Genomic DNA, 21,963 nt, shown 5'->3' with positions numbered 1-21,963 from the left:
AGCCTCGGAGTCGAAGACTCGATCCGCCACTGGCTGCGGTTTGTTTGCCTGATCAACCTATGCCTGGCAAAAGATCATGTAAAACGATCATTAATGATGCATATGATCTGTTTTGATGAACCTGTAATTCATCGATCGCCAGGCTGTGCTTGCCATTTGCACCCCGCGAAACCTAATCTCTGAAACACAACTTTTTGATAACCGGTTATTAGTTTTTGAGATAGGTGAATGCGATGGATGTAACAGATCTCAAGGTGGTGGACGCGGTGGCACGCCATGGCAGCATGAACAAGGCCGCCAACGAGCTGAATACCGTGCAGTCCAACGTGTCCGCGAGGATTCGCTCACTGGAGGACGAGCTCGGTGTGGCGCTTTTCCAGCGCAGCGCCAGGGGTGTCCAGGTCACGCCCGCCGGGCGCCGCCTGCTGCCCTTCGCCGCCCGTCTTTCGAAGCTGTTGCTGGATGCGTCCAGCGCCGCGCGCGACGACGGGCAGCCAAAAGGTGTGCTCGAGATCGGTACCCTCGAAACCACCCTGGCGCTGCGTCTTCCGCAACTGATCGCGAAGTTTGCCAAGGGCTATCCCGAGGTCCGGCCCGTGGTACGCACGGGCACCACCTGCAGCCTGATCCAGGGGGTCATCGACTGTAAGCTGGAGGGCGCCTTCGTCGCAGGCCCGGTCCATCACCCGGAATTGCAAAGTGAGTTGGCGTTCCGTGAAGAACTCGTCCTGATTACCTCCCCGGCCATTCACAGCCTGGAAGCGGTCGCCGCCATCGACACGCTCAAGACCGTGGTGTTTCGTATCGGCTGCTCGTATCGCCAGCGCCTGGATTCCCTGCTGGCCAGCCTGGGCATCCAGGCTCCGGAGCCGCTGGAGTTCGGCTCGATCGAAGCCATCATCGCCTGCGTCTCCGCCGGGGTCGGGGTCACGCTGTTGCCCCGGGGCGTGGTGGCGAACGCGGTGCGCGAGGGGATGGTCGCCATGCATGAAATTGCGCCGGAACTGGCCGCCGTGGAGACGGTGTTTGTCAGGCGCGTCGATGGCTATTTTTCCAGCGCGTTAAGCACCTTTCTGCAGAGCGTGCGCCTGGACGGTGTCGCGGCACCTGCGTCAATCCCCCTGGCGTCATAACCCGACCGTGCATTGGGTTTGCGCCATGAAGCGACGTCGTACCCAGGCGTTGACGCCGGCACACAGTACCAACAGGGCTCCGGTGACCAGGAACACCGCGTTCAAACCCACATGGGCACCGATCTGGCCACCGATCAGCGGTCCGATCACCTGCCCGGAGAACTGCGCCGATTGCAGATAGCCCAGCACTTTTCCAGTGCTGTGCTCTTCGACCGAATGCCGGATCAGCTTGGCGATCGATGGCAGCAACCCGGCCATGGTCATGCCCATTACGCCGCGTAAAACCGCCAGCTGCCACCATTGCGTGACATACGCCTGGGGCACCATGACGATGCCGGTCAACAGCAGACATCCGAGGATGACGTTCCAACTGCCGACCCGGTCTGCCAGCGCCCCCAGTCTGGCCGCAGTCAGGATACTGCCCAGCGCCGAACAGGCCATTACCACGCCCGCCATCCGCGCCTGGTCATCAACAGCAACGCCAAGGTGGCCGATGTAGACGGTGATAATGGGCTCGATCGACATATTGGCCAGCAGCACCATCATCGCGGTCATGAGCAGCGCGCCGATGATTGGCCAATTGGAACGGACACCCTCGGGGCCGGTCCGTGTGTACCGTCGTTTGCCATCCGACTCTCGATCGAAATCCTCCCGAATGAACAGGAGGGTGGTCAGCGCGGCCAGTGCGATCATCCCGCCACCGACGAAAAACGTACCGCGGATCCCGACCAGCTCCGGCAGGAATCCGCCCACCAAGGGCCCGATAAGGTTGCCGGACAACGCGCCGGTGGACAGCACACCCAGCGCCCAACCGGCCTTTTCCCGTGGTACCTGAGACCCGATCATGACGATCGAAGCCGAGGCGTAGCCGCCGATGAGGCCGGCGATCAGGCGCAGTGCAACCAGATCGGTGACGTCGCGGGCCAGGCCGATCATCGACATGACAATGGCCATGCCGATCGCCGCCCTGACCAGCATCGGCTTCCTACCGTAACGATCGGCCAGGCGTCCCCACATCGGCGCAGTGATCGCCGTACCAAAAAACGTCGCGCCGAATGCCACCGCCGACCATTGCACCACGTCGGCCTGAGCCGTGACGCCCAGTTGTTGGACATACAGCGGCAGGAAGGGTAACAACAGGCTCAGGCTGACCAGCGTGGTGAATGAGCCGAACACACAAACGGTCAGGTTGCGACGCCAGTAGGGAAGATTTCGCTCGGCATAAGTCACGGCAACAGAGGCTTGGTCATTGCTCATTGGGCTTCCTCACCGCCACTGTATCGATGACAAAAGCCAGCAGCATCGCCGCAGTGCCGATGATGAACAGCACGCTGTAATTGCCCCCGCTGTACGAGAACAGAAACGACAAGCCATAGGCCGCCACCGCCTGGAACAAGGCGAAACCGACCGTGGCCGTTTGCCAGGCCGAACTCTGTTGGGCGGGATGCTTGGCCAGTAGTTCGTGGACCCGACCCAGCACCAGCGGCACGGTACCGGTGACAAAGGCGCCGACGATGACGCTGGAGATCATCAACCAGGCGTTCCCGAGCCCGAGGGCCGGTACGGCGACGCTGATCGCCTCGATGACGAACGACAGGCGCAAGGCGCGGCCGAAGCCGATCCGGTCGGCCAGAACGCCAGCCAGAAGAGGACCGACCGTGGCGCCAATGCCGAACAGCACCCAGTACTGAGCCCCCACCTGAAGGCCTTGGCCCATGCCGCGAGCCACGAAATCCACGAGGAAAATCATGTGCGGCACCCACCCGGCAGCATTGAGTGCGTACTCGACATACAGCGCCTTGAGTGTGCGGTTGGCCGCCGGACGACGGTGGTGCGTGGGGTTGGCCGCAGGCGCGTGCTCCCTTGGCCATCCGCGCCAGGCAATGGCGGTCAATACCAGGGAAATCAGCCCGAGGCCGAGCCAGGTTTGCCTCAGGCCCTGTTCAAGCAAGAGCGGAACCAGGGTGCCAGAGGCCGCGATGCCGACCCCTACGCCCATGAAAATGACCCCGCCTGCCAGTCCGCGTCGGGACGCGGGCACATGCGCCAACACGGTTGGCGCGGCCAGCACCATCAGCGCACCACCGGACGTGCCTGAGAGAAAGCGCCAGGCGAAGAACCACGCGAAGGACACAGGCCAGGCGCAGGCAAAAAAGACCAGGCTTGCCAGCACCATCATTGCCCTGAGGATAAACACCGTGGACGTTTTGGCCGCCATTGAACGACCGAAAATCGCTCCGGCCAGGTAGCCCGCCAGGTTGGCGGCCCCCAGGTAAGCGGCCCTGGAGGGGTCAAACCATTGCGCGCCGATGATGGCCGGGAGCAGCGGCGTATAGGCAAATCGCGCCAGGCCGATACCCACCAGGCTGGCGGAAAAACCGGCCAGGGTGCTCCACCCCGCAGAGGCTGGCCGCAGCGTGGGTTCTCTGGCAATCGTTGGCTTCACACTGTTCATACCTGCCCTTCTCTTCTTCAGATGGGCAGACAGTACTCGCGCAACAGCAATCTCAAGAAACGAATAAAACTGATCAGAGTTATCTCTGCGAAAGATACCTTGGACAGACTGATCGCTCTACCGTGGGGCATTCAAACCGAGTCAGACCCGCGGGTGCCCTTGAAGGCTTCATACCGTGATTTTCGTTCTGCGGCATAGGCTTCACTGTGTTCGCTGATCAGTTCGCCACGGCGTAAAGGCTCGCCGCAATGCTCGCACAACGGCCCGAGGCCAGCAGGCTTGCCGCAGGTTTGATGGATGTAGCGCACCGCCAGTCCCTCCTCCGGCGACTTGCACCAGGTTTCCCCCCAGGCGCGCAGCGCAAGCACTACCGAGTAGAAGGCTTCGCCTTTGGCGCTGAGGTAATATTCGTAGCGCAGCGGCCGCTCGTTGTAGGGGCGGCGAGTGACCAGGCCGTCAGCCTCCATGTTTTTCAGGCGCGCGGCAACCATCTGCGGGGTCCCCCCCGTCTGCGCCTGAATCTCGTCGAAACGATGACTGCCCATGAACAACTCACGCAGCACCAGCACGGTCCAGCGGTCGCCGACGATGGCCTCGGCCCGGGAAATCGGACACAAGGTGTGCGCAGTACTAGTGTTAACCGACATAAAACTTGCCTCTTTCACAGTCACTATGATTATCATATCTACAAGGTGCCAGAGCAAGCCCGCAGCACCGGTCCCTCAACCCTGGAGACAATCGCCATGTCGAAAGCCCTCTATCCTCTCGACAGAACCGCCTACCTGCTGGTCGACCCCTACAACGATTTCCTGTCGGAAGGCGGCAAGGTCTATCCCTTGATCGAACCGATCGCCAATCAGGTCGGCCTGCTCGACAACCTGCGCGCTCTCGACCGCGCTGTCCGCGCCCTGGATATCCCGGTGGTCATCGTACCGCACCGCCGCTGGGAACAAGGCGACTACGAAAACTGGGATCACCCGAGCCCGACCCAGTGCAAGGTCATGCACATGCATCACTTCGCACGCGGGGAATGGGGTGGCGAATGGCACCCCGATTTCGCGCCCAAAGACGGCGACATCGTGGTCCAGGAGCATTGGGGCTCGAGTGGTTTTGCCAACACCGACCTGGATTTTCGCCTCAAGCAAAAGGGCATCACCCACGTGATCATCGCCGGCCTGCTGGCCAACACCTGCATCGAGGCAACCGCCCGTTACGCCTGCGAGCTGGGCTACCACGTCACCCTCGTGCGCGATGCGACCGCCGCCTTCAAGCCGGAAATGATGCATGCCGCCCATGAACTGAATGGCCCGACATTCGCTCATTCCATCGTGGCCACCGACGAACTCATCGCCGCCCTGGCACAGTAGGAGTAACCCGATGAAATTGACAGGAGCACTACTGATCGGCGCCAAGGATGTCCTGGCCACCGAGGGGACGATGAAGGCGCTCAATCCCGCCACTCACCAATTGATCGAACCGGAGTTCGCCTTGGGTGGCGAGGCGCAGGTCGACCAGGCGGCGACGCTTGCCGACCAGGCGTTTGACCACTACAGCCATACCTCGCTTGCCTCCCGGGCGACTTTCCTCGACAGCATCGCCGACAATCTCGACGCTGTTCGCCCCGAACTGGCCGCACGGGCCGCGCTGGAAACGGGCCTGCCTGCCGCCCAACTTGAGGGCGAGGCGGCAAAAGCCGCGGCCCAGTTCCGCCAGTTCGCCGAGGTCGTGCGCCAGGGCCGCTTCCTCCAGCTGGCCATCGATCCGGCGCAACCTGATCGCCAGCCACGCCCGCGCATGGACCACCGCCTGCAGAAGATCGCGATCGGTCCGGTGGCTGTTTTCGGCGCCAGCAACTTCCCCATTTCATACTCGGTCGCCGGTGGCGATACCGCCTCTGCCCTGGCGGCGGGCGCGACCGTGATCGTCAAGGCGCACAACGCGCATCCCGGCGCCTCGGAAATCCAGGCGCAAGCCATCCGCAAGGCGGTCCGAGACCACGGGCTGCCCGAGGGGGTGTTCTCGATGGTGCGCGGCAGCGGCAATGCGATCGGCGAAGCCCTGGTCGATCATCCCCTGATCAAGGCGGTGACCTTCACCGGTTCGGAGCAAGGCGGGATGGCGCTGTATCGACGTGCGCAGCAACGTCCCGAGCCGATTCCGGTGTTCACTGAGATGACCAGCGTCAACCCCACGTTCATCCTCCCGGATGCACTGGCTGAACGTGGTGCACTGATCGGTGATGGTTTTGTCGAGCGCATGCTGGTCAATGTCGGACAAGCCTGCCTCAAACCCGCCCTGCTGATCGCGATCGAAGGGGCCGGCTTTGCGGCGCTGCGGGCTGCCATGCTCAAGCGCGTGAGCGAAGCATCGGCACGGCCGATGCTGACGCCGGGTATCCACGCTTCCTATGTCCGCGGGCTCGCCGCCTTGGAAAACGCCGGGGCCAGTCGCGTCGCCGAAGGCTATGCGGCGAATGCGCAGCTTGATGGCCGGTCGGCATTGCTCGAGGTCGATGGCGCACACTTCCTCGGCAATCCCGTGCTTGCCGAGGAAGTCTTCGGTCCGGCCGCCCTGCTGGTGAAGGTCAGGGATGAGGACGAACTGTTCGCTGTCGCGCGCTCGCTGCGGGGCCAGCTCAGCGCCGCGATGCATCTGGAGGACAGTGACATCCCGCTGGCCCGGCGCCTGTTGCCGGTGCTGGAACGGCGCACCGGACGCATCGTCGTCAACGCCTTCGCCCATCCGCAGGAGGTGTCGTTTGCGAGCATTCACGGCGGCCCCTTCCCTGCCTCATCGGACAGCCGTTTCACCTCGGTGGGCATGACGTCCATCGAGCGTTTCCTGCGGCCGGTGTGCTATCAGGGGTTTCCTGATGCTTTACTGCCCGAGGCCCTGCGTGAACGTAACCTGTTGCAGCTGCCTCGTAGCGTGGACGGTGGTTTGTAGGAGCGTGCTTGCTCCAGGCGGCGTTCCGACGATGATCTCAAAGGCGACGCGTTTATCTGGAAAAAACGCGTTATCGTTCACGTCCATCGTCGGAACGCCGCCCGGAGCAAGCTTGCTCCTACAGCAGCCCGCATCATCGGAGGCATCGCATGCGTCTTGTGCGCCGAGTCAAATCCGCATCTTTCTCGATGCCGTTTCTGCATCGTCCGGGGAACCTGCGCGCAGGCTCATGGCTGCGCTGGACCCTGTGCCTGAGCGTTTTCGCAGCCGCCATGGCCACTGCGCAATCACGGCCCGAGGACATGGTGTATTTGCGTTCGGTCGATCCGGGCATCGAGCAGGACGTCCGCTACGCCAGCGCGCATAACTTTACCGGGCACCCGCTCGACGGTTACGCCGCGGCGCAGTGCCTGTTGACGCAGGACGCGGCCCAGGCTCTGGCCCGGGTGCAACAGGCACTACGTGCCCAAGGCTACGGCTTGAAGGTATTCGACTGCTATCGACCCGCCCGTGCGGTGGCCGACATGGGTCGCTTCGCTTTGCTGCCGGGTGATCCACGCAAGGCCGAATTCTACCCACGGGTGGACAAGCAGGACTTCTGGCGCCTGGGTTATGTGGCCCGGGTGTCCAATCACTCCAGAGGCTCGACCGTGGACCTGACCCTGACCGGTCCGCAGGCGCTGCCCGCAGCAACCTGGTCGCCGTCGGCCGCGCAAATTGATTGCACGGCGCCCTACGGCCAACGTTGGCGCGACGGCGCACTCGACATGGGTACCGGTTACGACTGCTTCGATGAGCGCGCGCATACCGACAATCCGTCGATCAATGCTGACGCCCGAAAACATCGCCAGCTACTGAGCCGCGCCATGGAGAAAGAAGGGTTTTCCGGATACGACAAGGAGTGGTGGCACTTCACCTACAGTGGCACGGGTCCGCGCAAGGACGTCATGGATTTCCCCATTACCCCACTGGATACAAGCAACGTCCTCGACGCCAGCCATCAGCTGATCGTGGTCACCAGCAAGAACTGGACTGACGTCCAGGGCACCGCCCAGCGTTATGAACGGCATGGGCAGACGTTTCGAAAGTACGGCGAGCCGTTTGCGATTGTGCTCGGCAAGCACGGCTTGGCCTGGGGCAAGGGGCTTGCGCACAGCCATGATCAGCGCGACGGACCAGTCAAGCATGAAGGCGATGGAAAAGCACCTGCCGGGATATTCAAGCTGGGAACGGCGTTCGGCTATGACAGCACGGCCAGCACGCAACTGCCTTACCTGGCGCTGACACCCTCCACCGAATGCGTGGATGACAGTCAATCCGGGCATTACAACCAACTGGTCGATGGCTCGAAAATGGCCCGAGACTGGAATAGTTCGGAGCGCATGCGTCGAGACGATGACATGTACCGCCAAGGCATTTTCATCGAGCACAACACGCCAGCCTCCCCCGCCTCGGGCTCGTGCATTTTCTTTCACATCTGGCGCGGCCCCGGATTGCCGACGCTTGGCTGCACCGCCATGGATCAGGCGGATATTGCCCGTTTGTTCGATTGGCTGGATCCTCGCCAGTCGCCGTTGCTGGTTCAGTTGCCCGAGGCAGAGTACGAATACTTTCGTGCAAGCTGGAACCTGCCCGAGCGTTGACAGGCGCATCCCAAGGAAGCCCAAGGCAAATTCGTATACCCTATCTGCAACTCATTGCGAATGATCACGCCCGTGGCCCTGACAAAACTCAACGCACCCGACCTTGGCAATTCGCCATCGACCTCGGAAATCATCACCCGTCATCTGCGCGATGCCATCGTCGCCGGGCATTTCGCCGAGGACGAACCGATTCGCCAGGACGACATCGCCCGTCAGTTCAACGTCAGCAAGATTCCGGTGCGCGAAGCCCTCAAGCGCCTCGAAGCTGAAGGCCTGGTGATGTTCCAGCGCAATCGCGGGGCGATGGTCACCCGGGTGTCCGACGCGGAACTGGCGCAGATGTTCGAAGTGCGCATGCTGCTCGAAGACAAGGTGCTGCGCCTGGCCATTCCCAACATGACCGAAGACACCTTCGCCCGCGCCGAACGCATCTGCCAGGAGTTCATCGGCGAAGATGACGTCGGGCGCTGGGCCGAGCTCAACTGGGAACTGCACGCCTGTCTCTATGAGCCGGCGCAACGGCCGTTCCTGGTCGGCCTGATCCGTTCGGTCAACGACAAGCTGGAGCGTTATCTGCGCATGCAGATGAGCCTCTCGGCCGGCAAGGATCGCGCCGATCACGAACACCGACAGATCCTCGCGGCCTGTCGCGCTGGCGATGTGGATCTGGCGGTGAAGCTGCTCGATGAGCACATTGCCGGGGTCTGCAAGACGCTGTTCGAGCATTTGCCCCACCATCATTGACCGCTGGCTCGGCTGTGCCGATTTCGTCATCGGTACCGGGTAAAACCATCAAGCCGGCACGTCCCTGCAGAGGCCACTCTTTCGTTCACTCATCTGAACGGACGTGGCCCTCCCATGAAACGCATCACCGTGATCGACTCCCACACCGGCGGCGAACCCACCCGCCTGGTCACCGCCGGTTTTCCTGACCTGGGCCGCGGCAGCATGGCCGAGCGTCGACAGCGGCTGGCCGAACAGCATGACCACTGGCGTGCCGCCTGCGTGCTCGAACCACGGGGCAGTGATGTGCTGGTGGGCGCATTGCTCTGCGAGCCGGTGGACCCGAGTGCCTGTGCCGGGGTGATTTTCTTCAACAACAGCGGTTACCTCGGGATGTGCGGCCACGGCACCATCGGCCTGGTGGCCTCCCTGGCGCACCTGGGCAAGATCGGCCCTGGCGTGCACAGCATCGAGACGCCGGTGGGCACGGTGCAGGCGACGCTGCACGAAGACGGCTCGGTCAGTGTACGCAATGTGCCGGCCTACCGTTACCGCAAGGCGCTGACGCTGCAGGTGCCGGGAGTCGGCGCGGTGGTGGGCGATATCGCCTGGGGCGGTAACTGGTTTTTCCTGATTGCCGGGCATGGCTTGCACATCGGCGGCGATAACCTCGAAGCGCTGACCGCCTACACCTTTGCCGTGCAGCAGGCCCTGGAAGCGCAGGGTATTCGCGGCGAAGACGGCGGGTTGATCGACCATGTAGAGTTGTTTGCCGATGACGCGCAGGCCGACAGCCGCAACTTCGTGCTCTGCCCTGGCAAGGCCTACGACCGCTCGCCCTGCGGCACCGGCACCAGCGCGAAACTGGCGTGCCTGGCGGCCGATGACAAATTGCAGCCCGGACAGATCTGGCGCCAGGCCAGTGTCATCGGCAGTGAATTCGAGGGCTCCTATGAACTGCAGGGTGAGCGTATCGTGCCGACCATTCGCGGTCGCGCCTACATCAGCGCCGAAGCCAGCCTGATCATCGAACAGGACGACCCGTTCGCCTGGGGCATTCGCCCGTGAGCGAGGGCCGGGTAGCCGATGTGATCGTGATCGGCGCCGGTATCATCGGCGCTGCCTGTGCCCAGGCACTGGCCCGGCGCGGCGTGCGCGTGCTGATGCTGGACGCCGGCCTGCCCGGGGCGACGGCGGCGGGCATGGGGCACTTGCTGGTGCTCGATGACAACCCGGCGGAACTGGCGCTCAGTCAATATTCCCTGCAACGCTGGCGCGAACAGGCGCCGGCCTTGCCGGACGACTGCGCCTACCGCAGCAACGGCACGCTCTGGCTGGCGGCCAATCCTGAAGAAATGGCCGTCGCCGTAAGCAAATTTCACAACCTGCAGGACCACGGCGTGGACTGCGAGTTGATCGGCGCCGGTGCCTTGCGCCAGCGCGAACCGCAACTGCGCGAAGGCCTGGAAGGCGGCCTGCTGATCAAGGGCGACGGCATCCTCTATGCGCCGGCGACCGCACGCTGGATGCTCGATTCACCCAACATCCGCCAGCGCCGGGCGCGGGTCAGCGAAGTCGACGGCCATCGCGTGCGCCTCGATGACGGTCAATGGTTGAGCGCCGAAGCGGTGATTCTGGCCAACGGCATCCAGGCCAACCAACTCTGCCCTGAGTTGCCGATCGAGCCGAAGAAAGGCCACCTGCTGATCACCGACCGTTACCCCGGCACAGTCACCCACACCCTGGTGGAACTCGGCTACGTCACCAGCGCCCACAACGCCACCGGCCCGTCGACCGCCTGCAATATCCAACCGCGGCCGACCGGGCAGCTGTTCATCGGCGCGTCACGGCAGTTCGGCACCACCGACCCGCAGGTCGAGGGCTGGATGTTGGCGAAAATGCTCAGGCGTGCGGTCGACTACATGCCGGGGCTGGCCCAGCTCAACGGCATCCGCGCCTGGACCGGTTTTCGTGCCGCCAGCCCCGACGGCTTGCCCCTGGTGGGCCAGCATCCTCAACGCAAAGGCTTGTGGCTGGCGGTCGGCCACGAAGGCCTGGGTGTCACCACGGCGCCCGGCACCGCTGACTTGCTGGTCGCGCAATTGTTCGACGAACCCCCACCGCTGGCCGCTCACCCCTATCTGCCACAACGTTTTCTCAAGGAGCCTGCACATGCCTGAATTGATCCTGGACGGCCGCGCCCTGAGCGTCGCCGAGGGCACCAGTGTCGCAGCGGCATTGGCTCTGGGTGGCGACGGCTGCGCGCGCACCTCGGTCAGTGGTCAGCGACGCGCCCCACTGTGCGGCATGGGCATATGCCAGGAATGCCGGGTGAGCATCGACGGCCGACGACGGCTGGCCTGCCAGACCCTGTGCCGTGACGGCATGCAGGTGGAGACTCAAGGATGAGCGAATTCGCCGATCTGCTGATCATCGGTGCCGGCCCCGCCGGGATGGCTGCGGCGCTCGCCGCGGCGCCCAGCGGTGCGCGCATCGTTTTGCTCGACGACAATCCGCTGCCAGGCGGGCAAATCTGGCGTGACGGTCCTCAGGCCAACTTGCCGAAACCGGCGCGCCGGATGCGCGAGCGACTGCAGGCGTGCAGCAACATCCATCGCCACGCCGGCACTCGGGTGATTGCCTGCGCCGGCCCGAAACAACTCCTGGTTGAAGATGCCGATCATGGCTGGCTGATCGCCTACGACCAACTGATTCTGTGCATCGGCGCCCGGGAGCTGCTGCTGCCCTTCCCCGGCTGGACCTTGCCCGGGGTGACGGGTGCCGGCGGTCTCCAGGCGCTGATCAAGGGTGGTTTGCCCGTGCAGGGAGAACGCCTGGTGATCGCCGGCAGCGGGCCTTTATTGCTGGCCAGTGCCGCGACGGCGAAACATAACGGCGCCCGGGTGCTGAGGATCGCCGAGCAGGCTTCCACCGTCGCCGTCGCCGGTTTTGCCGCGCAACTGCCGCGCTGGCCGAACAAACTGCTGCAGTCGTTCACCTTGTTCGATCCTCATTATCGGAGCGGGACCCATGTGCTGGCCGCTCTGGGCAATCAGCGACTGGAAGGCGTGCGCCTGCAACAACAAGGCAAAGTCATCGAACTGGAATGCGAGCGCCTGGCGTGCGGCTTCGGTCTGATTCCCAACACGCAGCTCGGCCAGGCGTTGGGTTGCGAGCTCGCCGGCCAGGCGCTGGTGGTCGATGCCTGGCAGGCCAGCAGTCGCACCGATCACTACGCAGCGGGCGAATGCACCGGTTTCGGCGGCAGTGAGCTGGCCTTGGTCGAAGGCGCGATCGCGGGGCATGCGGCTGTCGGCGACTTCGAGGCGGCTCGGGCCTTGTGGCCGCGTCGGGCGCGCTGGCAGGGTTTTGCCGATGCCCTGAACAAGGCGTTCAGCCTCGACCCGCGGCTCAAGTCGCTGGCACAGGCCGACACCCTGGTTTGCCGCTGTGAAGACGTGTCCTACGCTGCACTGGCCGGGCACAGCGCCTGGCGCGAAGCCAAGCTGGCCAGCCGCTGCGGCATGGGCGCCTGCCAGGGCCGGGTGTGTGGCGGCGCAGTGCAGCACTTGTTCGGCTGGCAACCCTCGGCGCCACGGCCGCCGTTCAGTCCGGCGCGCATCGAGACCTTGTTGTGCCTGGAGGACACGCCGCCAGCCTGAATGCCGGCGCGGGGCTATCGGCTCCGGCGCCGAGTCTTTATGATCCCGGAGGTCGCCATCAGACCTCCTGCGCCATGTACCCCTCGCTCACCACCTTCCAGCCCTGCGACCTGCCGACCCTGCTGAGCAGCCTGCAACCGATCGCGGCGCTGCTCGACACCCTGTCGGACGTGGTGTTTTTCATCAAGGACAGCGAGGCCCGCTACGCCTTCGTCAACCAGACCCTGGCCCGGCGCTGTGGCTGCAAACACACCGACGAGCTGCTCGGGCAAACCGCCGACAAAGTCTTTCCGGAACGCTTCGGTCCGTTGTACACCGAGCAGGATCGCCGGGTGCTTGCCACCGGCCGCGAGCTCGCCGACCAACTCGAACTGCACCTGTATTTCGGCAACCAGCCGGTCTGGTGCCTGACCCACAAACTTGCGTTGCGCGACCGGCAGGGGCATATCGTCGGCCTGGCCGGGATTTCCCGCGACTTGCAAGCGCCACAGTCGAGCCATCCGGCGTTCCAGAAAATCGCCGCGGTGGACGCGCATATCCGCAGCCACTTCGCCCGCCCCATCAGCCTTGCCGAATTGACCGCGATTGCCGGGTTTTCCGTGGCGCAACTGGAGCGCCACTGCAAGCGGGTGTTCCAGCTCACCCCGCGGCAGATGATTCACAAGGCGCGCCTGGAGGAAGGCTCCCGTCTGTTGCTGCACACCGACCTGCCCATCACCGAGATCGCCTTGCGCTGCGGTTACACCGACCACAGTGCGTTCAGCCGGCAGTTCCGGGCCTTGACCAGCCTGGCGCCGAGTCAGTATCGCGAAAGCCGTCGCTGACCCGGGCGAGTGTTCCTTTTAGGGGCGCCCGGCGTTCCTGCTGCTCCCTTCTGTAACACCTCCCGCGCCCGATCGCCGAGGTCATTTGCTTCTCCCCAGTGTTGCAGGACGCCTGGCTCAAGGCCTGACAAATAATTCTCGCCCCGTCGCGCAAAAAGGCACACTCATTGCTAATCTAATATCGTATACGAAATTCCCAATACGATATCTAACAGCACTACGACCACGAGGCCTCTATGAAAAACCCCGCATTTGCCGTAGCCCTCAGCGCTGTTCTCAGTACCTCTTTCATCGCCACCGCCCAGGCCGACAAGCTCGACGAGATCATCGGTTCGGGTAAATTGCGCTGCGCCGTGACTCTGGACTTCCCGCCCATGGGTTTTCGCGATGAAGGCAACAACCCCGCCGGCTTCGACGTCGACTACTGCCACGACCTGGCAAAAATTCTCGGGGTCGATGCCGAGGTGGTGGAAACGCCCTTCCCGGACCGGATTCCAGCACTGGTCTCGGGGCGTGCCGACGTCATCGTCGCCTCCACTTCCGATACCCTGGAGCGGGCCAAGACCGTTGGCCTGACCGTGCCGTACTTCGCCTTCCAGATGGTGGTGCTGACCCGCGACAACACCGGTATCAACAGCTTCGCCGACATCAAGGGCAAAGCGTTGGGTAACACCAGCGGCACCTATGAAGCCATCGCCCTGGAAAAAGACGTGAAAAGCTGGGGCAGCGGCACCTTCCGCGCCTACCAGTCGCAGAACGACACGCTGCTGGCGGTCGCCCAGGGCCACATCGATGCCACCGTGGTCACCAATACTGTGGCCGCCGCGACCATCAAGTCGGGTAAATACAAGAACCTGAAAATCGCCGGTAACGCGCCGTACACCATCGACTACGTCTCCCTCGGCGCCAAGCGCAGCGAGTATGGCCTGCTCAACTACCTCAATCTGTTCGTCAACCAGCAGGTACGCAGCGGTCGCTACAAGGAGTTGTTCGTCAAATGGGTCGGCACCGAGATCCCGCCGACCAACCTGACCGTGCCACAGGTCTACTACTGAGGTGGCCGGCATGCCCAGGTTCACTGCTCTGACCGGTCGCAGCCTGGTTGCAGGCGCTGCCCAAGGGCCCCTGTTGTTCGCCGAGGTGGGCTTGAGTTTCTGGGGCGGGGTCGACCCGTACAGCGGCGAGATCATCGACCGACACCACCCGCTCAGCGGCGAATACCTGGCCGGTCGGGTGCTGGCCATTCCCAGCGGTCGCGGCTCCTGCACCGGCAGCAGCGTGCTGATGGAACTGATCAGCAACGGTCATGCGCCGGCTGCACTGGTGTTGGCCGAACCCGATGAGATCCTGACCCTGGGCGTGCTCGTGGCACAGACCATCTTCGAGCGATCCCTGCCGGTGCTGTGCATCGGCAGGGAGGCCTTCGCCGCCCTGCGTGGCAAGGCTTTCGCCCGGGTCGATGGCGCCTCGCTGACCCTGTTCGAACTGCCGCCGGGGGATGCCTGGCAGGCACTCGACATCCCAGCGCAAGCCACAGGTACCAGCGCCTCGATCGACCTCACCGACCACGATCGGGCGCTGCTCGACGGCGAGCATGGCAAGGCCGCGCAGGTGGCCATGCAGATCGTCTTGCGCATGGCGCAACTGCAAGGCGCCCGCCAGCTGGTGGACGTCACCCAGGCGCACATCGATGGTTGCATTTATACGGGACCGGCGAGCCTGCGCTTTGCCGAACAACTGGTGCAATGGGGGGCAAAAGTGCGGGTGCCGACCACCCTCAATTCGATCTCCGTCGACCAGCGTCGCTGGCGCGAACTGGGCATCGACCCGGCGCTCGGCGAACCGGCCAGTGCCCTGGGCGATGCCTATATGGCGATGGGTGCGCAGCTCAGTTTCACCTGCGCGCCCTACCTGCTCGACAGCGCGCCGAAAGCCGGCGAGCAAATCGTCTGGGCCGAATCCAACGCGGTGGTCTACGCCAACAGCGTGCTCGGCGCACGCACCCTGAAGTACCCGGACTACCTGGATATCTGCATCGCCCTGACCGGCCGCGCGCCCCTGATCGGCTGTCATCTGGATGCGCAACGCAAGGCGGCGCTGCGCATCGAGTTGCCCGAACTGGGCGAACTGGACGATGCCTTCTGCCCGCTGCTCGGTTACCACATCGGCGCCCTGGCCGGCAGCCGGATTCCGTTGGTGCTGGGACTGCAACAGCGCCAGCCGAGCCTGGACGACCTGAAAGCCTTCGGCGCAGCCTTCGCCACCACCTCCGCCGCGCCGCTGTTCCATATCGCCGGGGTGACGCCGGAGGCACTCGACCCGGCTCAGGTACTGGACCAGGATGATTCGCTGCCGGTGGAAAAAATCCGCCTGCAGGATCTGCTGCTCAGTTGGCGCGAGCTCAACAGCGCCCGCGACAACCGGGTGGACGTGGTGTCCCTGGGCAACCCGCATTTCTCCCTCAGCGAGTTTGCCCACCTGGCGCGGCTGTGCCGGGGTCGGCACAAGCACCCTGATGTGGTCCTCGCCATCACCTGCGGTCGCGCCGTGCTGGAACAGGCTCGCGAGGCCGGGCATATCGGCGTGATCGAAGCCTTCGGCGCGACCCTGGTCACCGATACGTGCTGGTGCATGCTCGGCGAGCCGGTGATCCCGCCGCACGCCACGACCTTGATGACCAACTCCGGCAAATACGCGCACTACGCACCGGGCCTGGTGGGACGCAAGGTGCACTTCGCCAACCTCGCCGAATGCGTCGACGCCGCCTGCAGCGCCAGGGCCAGCGGGCGCCTGCCGGCCTGGCTGCAACCGGCCGCCTCCCTGGAGACTCACGCGCATGTTTGATTACACCTTCCAGTGGCGCGCGACCCTGCGCGCCTTGCCGGACATGCTGGCCGGTGCCTGGGTCACCTTCGAGACCGCCGCGCTGTCGATGATCTTCGGTGTGCTGATCGCCCTGGCCCTGACGGTGATGCGCGAAACCAGAAACCCGCTGCTGCGTGGCATCGGCAACGGCTGGGTATCGATCGCGCGCAACACGCCGTCGCTGTTCCAGATCTACGTCCTGTACTTCGGTCTCGGCTCGCTCGGCTTGCATGTCAGCTCCTGGTTCGCCCTGCTGGCCGGGATCACGTTCAACAATGCCGGTTATCTCGCGGAAAACTTTCGCGGCGGCCTCAAGGCCGTGCCCGACACCCAGGTGCGCGCCGCCCGCTCACTGGGCATGAGTGCCTTCCAGGCCTACCGGATGATCATCGTCCCGCAGCTGTTGCGCATCGTGTTCTACCCGCTGAGCAACCAGATGGTCTGGGCGGTGTTGATGACGTCGCTGGGGGTGATCGTCGGGCTGAACAATGACCTCACCGGCGTGACCCAGGACTACAACGTCAAGACCTTCCGCACCTTCGAGTACTTCGCCATTGCTGCGGTGTTGTATTACCTGATCGCCAAGGCGATCGTCGCGGTAGCCCGGCTGATGGCCTGGCGGCTGTTCCGCTACTGAGGAGGTGAACATGTTGACCACCAGTTTTTCCGGTAATGACCTGTTGTTCCTGCTCAATGGCGCCTGGGTCACCCTGCAACTGACGTTCTGGTCGATCATCCTCGGCTCCTTCGCCGGGCTGCTGTTCGGTCTGCTGCGGGCGCTGTTGCCCCGCGCCAGCCTGCCACTGGCCTGGGTGCTGGACGTGTTTCGCAGCGTGCCGCTGCTGATCCAGTTCGTGTTGTTCAACTCACTGAAAAGCATCGTCGGCCTGAACATCAGCGCCTTCACCGTCGGTTGCATCGTGCTCGGGGTCTACGCCGCGGCGTACTTCACCGAAATCGTGCGCGGCGGCGTGCTCTCGGTGCCCTTCACCCTGCGCCGGGCCAGTCGTTCCCTGGGTTTGAGCTTCCTGCAAGACCTGCGCTGGATCGTCCTGCCGATGGCCACGCGGGTGGCCTTCCCCGGCTGGTTGAACCTGGTGCTCAGCGTGATGAAAGACACCGCGCTGGTGATGTGGATCGGCATCGTCGAATTGCTGCGCGCCTCGCAAACCATCGTCACCCGCATCCAGGAACCGCTGCTGGTGCTGTGCATCGCGGGCCTCATCTACTACGTCATGAGCCTGGTGGTCGCGCGCCTCGGTGCTCGTCTGGAAAGAAGGTGGCAAGAAAATGATTGAGATCGACAACGTACACAAATCCTACGGCGACCTGGAAGTGGTCAAGGGCGTCAGCCTGACGGTGAACAAGGGCGAGGTGGTGTCGATCATCGGCGGCTCCGGCTCGGGCAAATCGACCCTGCTGATGTGCATCAACGGCCTGGAGCCGATCCAGAAAGGCAACATCCGCGTCGATGGCGTCGAGGTCCACCACAGCGCCACCGACCTCAACCGCCTGCGGCAGAAGATCGGCATCGTGTTCCAGCAATGGAACGCCTTCCCGCACCTGACCGTGCTGGAAAACGTGATGCTGGCGCCGCGCAAGGTCCTGGGCAAAAGCAAGGCCGAAGCCGAGGAACTGGCGGTGCGGCAACTGACCCACGTTGGCCTGGGCGACAAGCTCAAGGCGTTCCCCGGCAAGCTATCGGGCGGCCAGCAGCAGCGCATGGCCATCGCCCGCGCCCTGGCCATGTCGCCGGACTACATGCTGTTCGACGAAGCCACCTCGGCCCTCGACCCTCAGCTGGTGGGCGAGGTGCTGGACACCATGCGCATGCTCGCCGAAGACGGCATGACCATGGTCCTGGTGACCCATGAAATCCGCTTTGCCCGGGATGTGTCCGACCGTGTGGCGTTCTTTCGCAATGGGTTGGTGCATGAGATTGGTTCGCCGGATCAGGTGATTGGGAATCCGGTGCAGGCGGAGACTGCGGCGTTTCTCAAATCGGTGAAATAACGGATGGCCCCATCGCGAGCAAGCTCGCTCCCACAGTGGCTTGGGTCGAGCCCCGACTTTATGTAAACCACCAATCCCTGTGGGAGCGAGCTTGCTCGCGATGAGGCCCTGACAGACAACACAAGGAGCAAACCATGCGCTCATCGAAAGTCATCCATATAGTCAGCTGCCACGCCGAAGGCGAAGTCGGCGATGTGATCGTCGGCGGCGTCGCCACTCCCCCCGGGGCCACTGTGTGGGAACAGTCGCGCTGGATCGCCAGGGATGAAACCCTGCGCAACTTCGTCCTCAACGAACCCCGCGGCGGGGTGTTCCGCCACGTCAATCTGCTGGTGCCGGCCAAGGACCCGCGGGCGCAGATGGCCTGGATCATCATGGAACCGGCCGACACGCCTCCGATGTCCGGCTCCAACTCGCTGTGCGTCGCCACCGTGCTGCTCGACAGCGGCATCCTGCCGATGACCGAACCGCAAACTCGCTTGGTACTCGAAGCCCCCGGCGGGCTGATCGAGGCCGTGGCCGATTGCCGTGACGGCAAGGTCGAACGGGTGGAAATCAAGAACGTGCCCTCCTTCGCCGACCGTCTCGATGCCTGGATCGAAGTCGAAGGCGTTGGCTCGTTGCAGGTCGACACCGCGTACGGCGGCGACAGTTTTGTGATTGTCGACGCCAAGACGCTGGGCTTTTCCATTCGTCCTGACGAGGCGGCCGATCTGGTCGAGGTCGGGCTGAAAATCACCCGTGCCGCCAACGAACAGTTGGGCTTCGTCCATCCGCTGAACCCCGACTGGTCGCATATTTCCTTTTGCCAGATCGCCGCGCCCCTCGTCATGGAGAATGGCATCGCCACCGGAGCCAACGCGGTGGTCATTCAACCTGGAAAAATCGACCGCTCCCCCACCGGCACCGGTTGCTCGGCACGCATGGCGGTGTTGCAGTCGAAGGGCTTGATGCAAGTGGGCGAGCGTTTTATCGGCCGTTCTATCATCGGCTCCGAGTTCCACTGCCGCATCGATTCGCTGACAGAAGTCGCGGGACGTCCGGCGATCTATCCGTGCATTTCCGGCCGGGCCTGGATCACCGGCACCCATCAATTGCTGCTCGATCCAAGCGATCCGTGGCCACAGGGTTATCGTCTGTCCGACACCTGGCCCGGCGCCTGAGATTCCCCCAGACAAACGGCTGCTGAATTCCCTGTTTATTTGCAAAAAGCACTAGCCCAGTGTCGTCATTTTAAATATCGTATACGAAATACAATTACTGAACCGGAGGCAATAATGAGCAAGCGCATTAACTGGAGTGGCGTGTTCCCCGCGGTGACCACTCAATTCAACGACGACTTCTCGATCAACTTGGAAAAAACCCACCAGGTGATTTCCAACGTGATCCGTGACGGCGTATCGGGGCTGGTGGTGTGCGGTTCGGTGGGGGAAAACACTTCGCTCAGCGCCGAAGAAAAAATCGCCGTGACCGAAGTTGCGGTCGATGCCTCCCGCGGGCGCGTGCCGGTGATCTGTGGTGTGGCCGAATTCACCAGCCTGCAAGCGGCCAAAGTCGCCAATGCGGTGCGCCGGGTAGGCGTTGACGGGGTGATGCTGATGCCGGCGCTGGTCTACGGCTCCAAGCCGTTCGAGACCGCCGAGCACTACCGCTACGTGGCCAAGCATGCCGACGTGCCGCTGATGGTCTACAACAACCCGCCGATCTACAAAAACGACGTCACCCCGGACATCCTGATTTCCCTGGCCGACTGCGACAACGTGGTGTGCTTCAAGGATTCCTCCGGCGATACCCGGCGCTTCATCGACGTGCGCAATGAAGTGGGCGATCGTTTCGTGCTGTTTGCCGGCCTCGACGACGTGGTGCTGGAGAGTATCGCGGTGGGCGCCGAAGGCTGGGTCTCGGGCATGTCCAACGTGTTCCCCAAAGAAGGCGAAACCATCTTCCGCCTGGCCAAGGCCGGTCGCTTTGCCGAAGCCATGCCGATCTACGAATGGCTGATGCCGATCCTGCACCTCGATGCCCGTGCCGACCTGGTTCAGTGCATCAAGCTGTGCGAAGCCATCGCCGGTCGCGGCAGTGCCCTGACCCGTCCGCCTCGCCTGGCCCTGCCGGAAGCCGATCGGGTATTCGTCGAGCAGATCATGGCCAAGGCCCTGGCCAATCGTCCGCAGCTGCCGGACGTCGGTCTCTGAGTGATTGCCGGGCCGGCCCTTGCGGCCCCGGCCCGGCTGCCTGTCTTTGCGCCTCTACAGGAAACGCCAGCATGTCCAATCCTCTCAGCACTTCCCGCGCAACCAGCCCATCGGGACTGAAACGAGTCGTGGCCGCCGCCATGGCCGGCACCGTCGCCGAATGGTACGAATTCTTCCTCTACGGCACCGCCTCGGCCCTGGTTTTCGGCCAGCTGTTCTTTCGCCAGACCGACAGCCCCATCGACGGCATCATCGCTGCCTTCGCCCTGTACGCGGTCGGCTTTCTCGCCCGGCCGTTGGGTGGCCTGGTGTTCGGTCACTACGGTGACAAATTCGGCCGCAAGCGCCTGCTGCAACTGAGCCTGGTGGTGGTCGGCATCACCACATTCCTGATGGGCTGCCTGCCCGGCTTCGACCAGATCGGCTATGCCGCACCGGTGTTGCTGGTGCTCTTGCGGCTGATCCAGGGCTTCGCGTTCGGCGGTGAGTGGGGGGGTGCGATTCTGCTGGTGTCCGAACACTGTCCGGATAATCGCCGGGGCTTCTGGGCCAGCTGGCCGCAAGCCGGCGTCCCCGCTGGCAACCTGGTGGCAACTGTCGCCCTGCTGTTGTTGTCGTCGAATTTGTCGGAGGAACAATTCCTCGCCTGGGGCTGGCGCGTCGCGTTCTGGTTCTCGGCGGTGGTGGTGCTGATCGGCTACTGGATACGCACCAGCGTCGATGACGCACCGATTTTCAAGGAGGCCCAGGCCCGGCAGGCGCAGAACAAGCAACAGCAACTGGGGGTGGTCGAAGTGCTGCGTCATCACTGGCGCGCCGTGCTGGTCGGCATCGGCGCGCGGTTTGCCGAGAATATCCTCTACTACACCGTGGTGACCTTCTCGATTACTTATCTGAAGCTGGTGGTGCACAAGGACACTTCGGAGATTCTGTTTCTGATGTTCGGCGCGCACCTGCTGCACTTCTTCATGATCCCGCTGATGGGCTACCTGTCCGACCTGGTGGGGCGCAAGCCGGTGTACCTGACCGGCGCGATGCTCACCGCGTTCTGGGGTTTTATCGGCTTCCCGATGATGGACACCGGCAACAATTGGCTGATCATCGGCGCCATCACCCTGGGCCTGGCCATCGAGTCGATGACCTACGCACCCTATTCGGCGCTGATGGCCGAGATGTTCCCGACCCATGTGCGCTACACCGCGCTGTCGCTGTGCTACCAGGTGGCGCCGATCTTCGCCGGTTCCCTCGCGCCGTTGATCGCCATCACCCTGCTCAACAAGTACCACAGCTCGACACCGATCGCCTGGTACCTGGTCGGCGCCGCGCTGATCTCCATCGTTGCCGTCGGCCTGACCCGGGAAACCCGCGGCAAGTCGTTGCACCTGGTGGACAGCGAATCCGCCGCGCGCATCGCCGCCCTGGACAACGCCGAACCTGGCGCTGCACGCCGGGGTGATTCGTTGGCGTGAGCCACCGTATCCCCCTGTTACCTGTGGGAGTGAGG

21 protein-coding genes are annotated in these 21,963 nt (G+C 63.5%); 18 read left to right on the top strand and 3 right to left on the bottom strand.

All coding sequences use genetic code 11. From position 1 onward, the window contains the following. Positions 1–233 precede the first annotated feature (233 nt). Complete coding sequence (locus ACA041_RS12970) at positions 234–1,133, top strand: LysR substrate-binding domain-containing protein (protein WP_497441465.1); 900 nt, start codon at positions 234–236, stop codon at positions 1,131–1,133. On the opposite strand, the gene ACA041_RS12965 is transcribed toward ACA041_RS12970, so the two are convergent. The 3 genes from ACA041_RS12965 to ACA041_RS12955 form a co-directional block, all read right to left on the bottom strand. Then, on the bottom strand, positions 1,128–2,363 hold the full coding sequence (locus ACA041_RS12965; protein WP_497442068.1) for an MFS transporter: 1,236 nt from the start codon (positions 2,361–2,363) through the stop codon (positions 1,128–1,130). The two genes, ACA041_RS12970 and ACA041_RS12965, sit on opposite strands and share 6 nt — an antisense overlap. A gap of 16 nt (positions 2,364–2,379) precedes the next feature. Continuing rightward, entirely contained in the window at positions 2,380–3,588 is a 1,209-nt protein-coding gene (locus ACA041_RS12960) for a YbfB/YjiJ family MFS transporter (RefSeq protein ID WP_497441464.1), read from the bottom strand. Positions 3,589–3,719: 131 nt separating this feature from the next. Continuing rightward, on the bottom strand, positions 3,720–4,235 hold the full coding sequence (locus ACA041_RS12955; protein WP_497441463.1) for a winged helix-turn-helix transcriptional regulator: 516 nt from the start codon (positions 4,233–4,235) through the stop codon (positions 3,720–3,722). Positions 4,236–4,331: 96 nt separating this feature from the next. Between ACA041_RS12955 and ACA041_RS12950 the strand changes: the two genes are divergently transcribed. The 17 genes from ACA041_RS12950 (at position 4,332) to abaF (ending at position 21,928) form a co-directional block, all read left to right on the top strand. After that, positions 4,332–4,955 (top strand): cysteine hydrolase family protein, encoded by a 624-nt coding sequence (locus ACA041_RS12950; protein WP_497441462.1) that lies wholly within the window; start codon positions 4,332–4,334, stop codon positions 4,953–4,955. Between the two features lie 10 nt (positions 4,956–4,965). Next, positions 4,966–6,534, top strand: a complete 1,569-nt coding sequence (locus tag ACA041_RS12945; protein WP_497441461.1) for an aldehyde dehydrogenase (NADP(+)) — start codon at positions 4,966–4,968, stop codon at positions 6,532–6,534. Positions 6,535–6,683: 149 nt separating this feature from the next. Continuing rightward, on the top strand, positions 6,684–8,177 hold the full coding sequence (locus ACA041_RS12940; RefSeq protein WP_497441460.1) for a M15 family metallopeptidase: 1,494 nt from the start codon (positions 6,684–6,686) through the stop codon (positions 8,175–8,177). A gap of 72 nt (positions 8,178–8,249) precedes the next feature. Further along, on the top strand, positions 8,250–8,921 hold the full coding sequence (locus ACA041_RS12935; RefSeq protein ID WP_497441459.1) for a GntR family transcriptional regulator: 672 nt from the start codon (positions 8,250–8,252) through the stop codon (positions 8,919–8,921). A 114-nt stretch (positions 8,922–9,035) separates the two neighbouring features. Next, the gene (locus tag ACA041_RS12930) at positions 9,036–9,968 is read left to right on the top strand and encodes a 4-hydroxyproline epimerase (RefSeq protein ID WP_497441458.1); all 933 of its coding nucleotides are present in this window, start codon (positions 9,036–9,038) and stop codon (positions 9,966–9,968) included. Further along, positions 9,965–11,080, top strand: a complete 1,116-nt coding sequence (locus tag ACA041_RS12925; RefSeq protein WP_497441457.1) for an NAD(P)/FAD-dependent oxidoreductase — start codon at positions 9,965–9,967, stop codon at positions 11,078–11,080. The genes ACA041_RS12930 and ACA041_RS12925 overlap by 4 nt, the downstream gene beginning before the upstream one ends. Continuing rightward, complete coding sequence (locus tag ACA041_RS12920; RefSeq protein WP_497441456.1) at positions 11,073–11,309, top strand: (2Fe-2S)-binding protein; 237 nt, start codon at positions 11,073–11,075, stop codon at positions 11,307–11,309. Before ACA041_RS12925 ends, ACA041_RS12920 begins: the two co-directional genes overlap by 8 nt. Beyond that, positions 11,306–12,562: an FAD-dependent oxidoreductase gene (locus tag ACA041_RS12915; RefSeq protein WP_497441455.1), complete on the top strand. Its 1,257-nt coding sequence runs from the start codon at positions 11,306–11,308 to the stop codon at positions 12,560–12,562. The genes ACA041_RS12920 and ACA041_RS12915 overlap by 4 nt, the downstream gene beginning before the upstream one ends. Positions 12,563–12,636: 74 nt before the next feature. Next, positions 12,637–13,386, top strand: a complete 750-nt coding sequence (locus tag ACA041_RS12910) for an AraC family transcriptional regulator (protein WP_497442067.1) — start codon at positions 12,637–12,639, stop codon at positions 13,384–13,386. A gap of 236 nt (positions 13,387–13,622) precedes the next feature. Continuing rightward, positions 13,623–14,441 carry an ABC transporter substrate-binding protein gene (locus ACA041_RS12905; RefSeq protein ID WP_497441454.1) on the top strand — a complete coding sequence of 273 codons (819 nt, stop codon included), beginning with the start codon at positions 13,623–13,625 and terminating at the stop codon, positions 14,439–14,441. A 10-nt stretch (positions 14,442–14,451) separates the two neighbouring features. After that, positions 14,452–16,230: a cis-3-hydroxy-L-proline dehydratase gene (gene lhpI / locus ACA041_RS12900; protein ID WP_497441453.1), complete on the top strand. Its 1,779-nt coding sequence runs from the start codon at positions 14,452–14,454 to the stop codon at positions 16,228–16,230. Then, entirely contained in the window at positions 16,223–16,888 is a 666-nt protein-coding gene (locus ACA041_RS12895) for an amino acid ABC transporter permease (RefSeq protein WP_497441452.1), read from the top strand. Before lhpI ends, ACA041_RS12895 begins: the two co-directional genes overlap by 8 nt. 10 nt (positions 16,889–16,898) lie before the next feature. Next, positions 16,899–17,549, top strand: coding sequence for an amino acid ABC transporter permease (locus ACA041_RS12890; RefSeq protein WP_497441451.1), 651 nt, complete (start codon positions 16,899–16,901; stop codon positions 17,547–17,549). Then, on the top strand, positions 17,542–18,264 hold the full coding sequence (locus ACA041_RS12885) for an amino acid ABC transporter ATP-binding protein (RefSeq protein WP_497441450.1): 723 nt from the start codon (positions 17,542–17,544) through the stop codon (positions 18,262–18,264). Before ACA041_RS12890 ends, ACA041_RS12885 begins: the two co-directional genes overlap by 8 nt. Before the next feature lie 134 nt (positions 18,265–18,398). Beyond that, positions 18,399–19,427 carry a trans-3-hydroxy-L-proline dehydratase gene (locus ACA041_RS12880; protein ID WP_497441449.1) on the top strand — a complete coding sequence of 343 codons (1,029 nt, stop codon included), beginning with the start codon at positions 18,399–18,401 and terminating at the stop codon, positions 19,425–19,427. Between the two features lie 114 nt (positions 19,428–19,541). Then, positions 19,542–20,459: a dihydrodipicolinate synthase family protein gene (locus ACA041_RS12875; protein WP_497441448.1), complete on the top strand. Its 918-nt coding sequence runs from the start codon at positions 19,542–19,544 to the stop codon at positions 20,457–20,459. A 71-nt stretch (positions 20,460–20,530) separates the two neighbouring features. Next, entirely contained in the window at positions 20,531–21,928 is a 1,398-nt protein-coding gene (gene abaF / locus ACA041_RS12870; protein WP_497441447.1) for a fosfomycin efflux MFS transporter AbaF, read from the top strand. Positions 21,929–21,963: the final 35 nt, after the last annotated feature.

The sequence above is a fragment of the Pseudomonas sp. LBUM1676 genome (genome assembly GCF_059695605.1).
Note: the sequence above shows the minus strand (reverse complement) of the source record. Positions and strands in the feature narration are given on the sequence as shown.

What these genes read in the sequence shown, in the direction of transcription:
- ACA041_RS12945 (WP_497441461.1), top strand. Translation starts at nt 4,966, where the DNA reads ATGAAATTGACAGGAGCACTACTGATCGGCGCCAAGGATGTCCTGGCC.
- ACA041_RS12930 (WP_497441458.1), top strand. Translation starts at nt 9,036, where the DNA reads ATGAAACGCATCACCGTGATCGACTCCCACACCGGCGGCGAACCCACC.
- ACA041_RS12955 (WP_497441463.1), bottom strand. Translation starts at nt 4,235, where the DNA reads ATGTCGGTTAACACTAGTACTGCGCACACCTTGTGTCCGATTTCCCGG.
- ACA041_RS12910 (WP_497442067.1), top strand. Translation starts at nt 12,637, where the DNA reads ATGTACCCCTCGCTCACCACCTTCCAGCCCTGCGACCTGCCGACCCTG.
- ACA041_RS12885 (WP_497441450.1), top strand. Translation starts at nt 17,542, where the DNA reads ATGATTGAGATCGACAACGTACACAAATCCTACGGCGACCTGGAAGTG.
- ACA041_RS12905 (WP_497441454.1), top strand. Translation starts at nt 13,623, where the DNA reads ATGAAAAACCCCGCATTTGCCGTAGCCCTCAGCGCTGTTCTCAGTACC.
- ACA041_RS12960 (WP_497441464.1), bottom strand. Translation starts at nt 3,588, where the DNA reads ATGAACAGTGTGAAGCCAACGATTGCCAGAGAACCCACGCTGCGGCCA.
- ACA041_RS12890 (WP_497441451.1), top strand. Translation starts at nt 16,899, where the DNA reads ATGTTGACCACCAGTTTTTCCGGTAATGACCTGTTGTTCCTGCTCAAT.
- ACA041_RS12970 (WP_497441465.1), top strand. Translation starts at nt 234, where the DNA reads ATGGATGTAACAGATCTCAAGGTGGTGGACGCGGTGGCACGCCATGGC.
- ACA041_RS12880 (WP_497441449.1), top strand. Translation starts at nt 18,399, where the DNA reads ATGCGCTCATCGAAAGTCATCCATATAGTCAGCTGCCACGCCGAAGGC.
- abaF (WP_497441447.1), top strand. Translation starts at nt 20,531, where the DNA reads ATGTCCAATCCTCTCAGCACTTCCCGCGCAACCAGCCCATCGGGACTG.
- ACA041_RS12875 (WP_497441448.1), top strand. Translation starts at nt 19,542, where the DNA reads ATGAGCAAGCGCATTAACTGGAGTGGCGTGTTCCCCGCGGTGACCACT.
- ACA041_RS12920 (WP_497441456.1), top strand. Translation starts at nt 11,073, where the DNA reads ATGCCTGAATTGATCCTGGACGGCCGCGCCCTGAGCGTCGCCGAGGGC.
- ACA041_RS12940 (WP_497441460.1), top strand. Translation starts at nt 6,684, where the DNA reads ATGCGTCTTGTGCGCCGAGTCAAATCCGCATCTTTCTCGATGCCGTTT.
- lhpI (WP_497441453.1), top strand. Translation starts at nt 14,452, where the DNA reads ATGCCCAGGTTCACTGCTCTGACCGGTCGCAGCCTGGTTGCAGGCGCT.
- ACA041_RS12895 (WP_497441452.1), top strand. Translation starts at nt 16,223, where the DNA reads ATGTTTGATTACACCTTCCAGTGGCGCGCGACCCTGCGCGCCTTGCCG.
- ACA041_RS12915 (WP_497441455.1), top strand. Translation starts at nt 11,306, where the DNA reads ATGAGCGAATTCGCCGATCTGCTGATCATCGGTGCCGGCCCCGCCGGG.
- ACA041_RS12950 (WP_497441462.1), top strand. Translation starts at nt 4,332, where the DNA reads ATGTCGAAAGCCCTCTATCCTCTCGACAGAACCGCCTACCTGCTGGTC.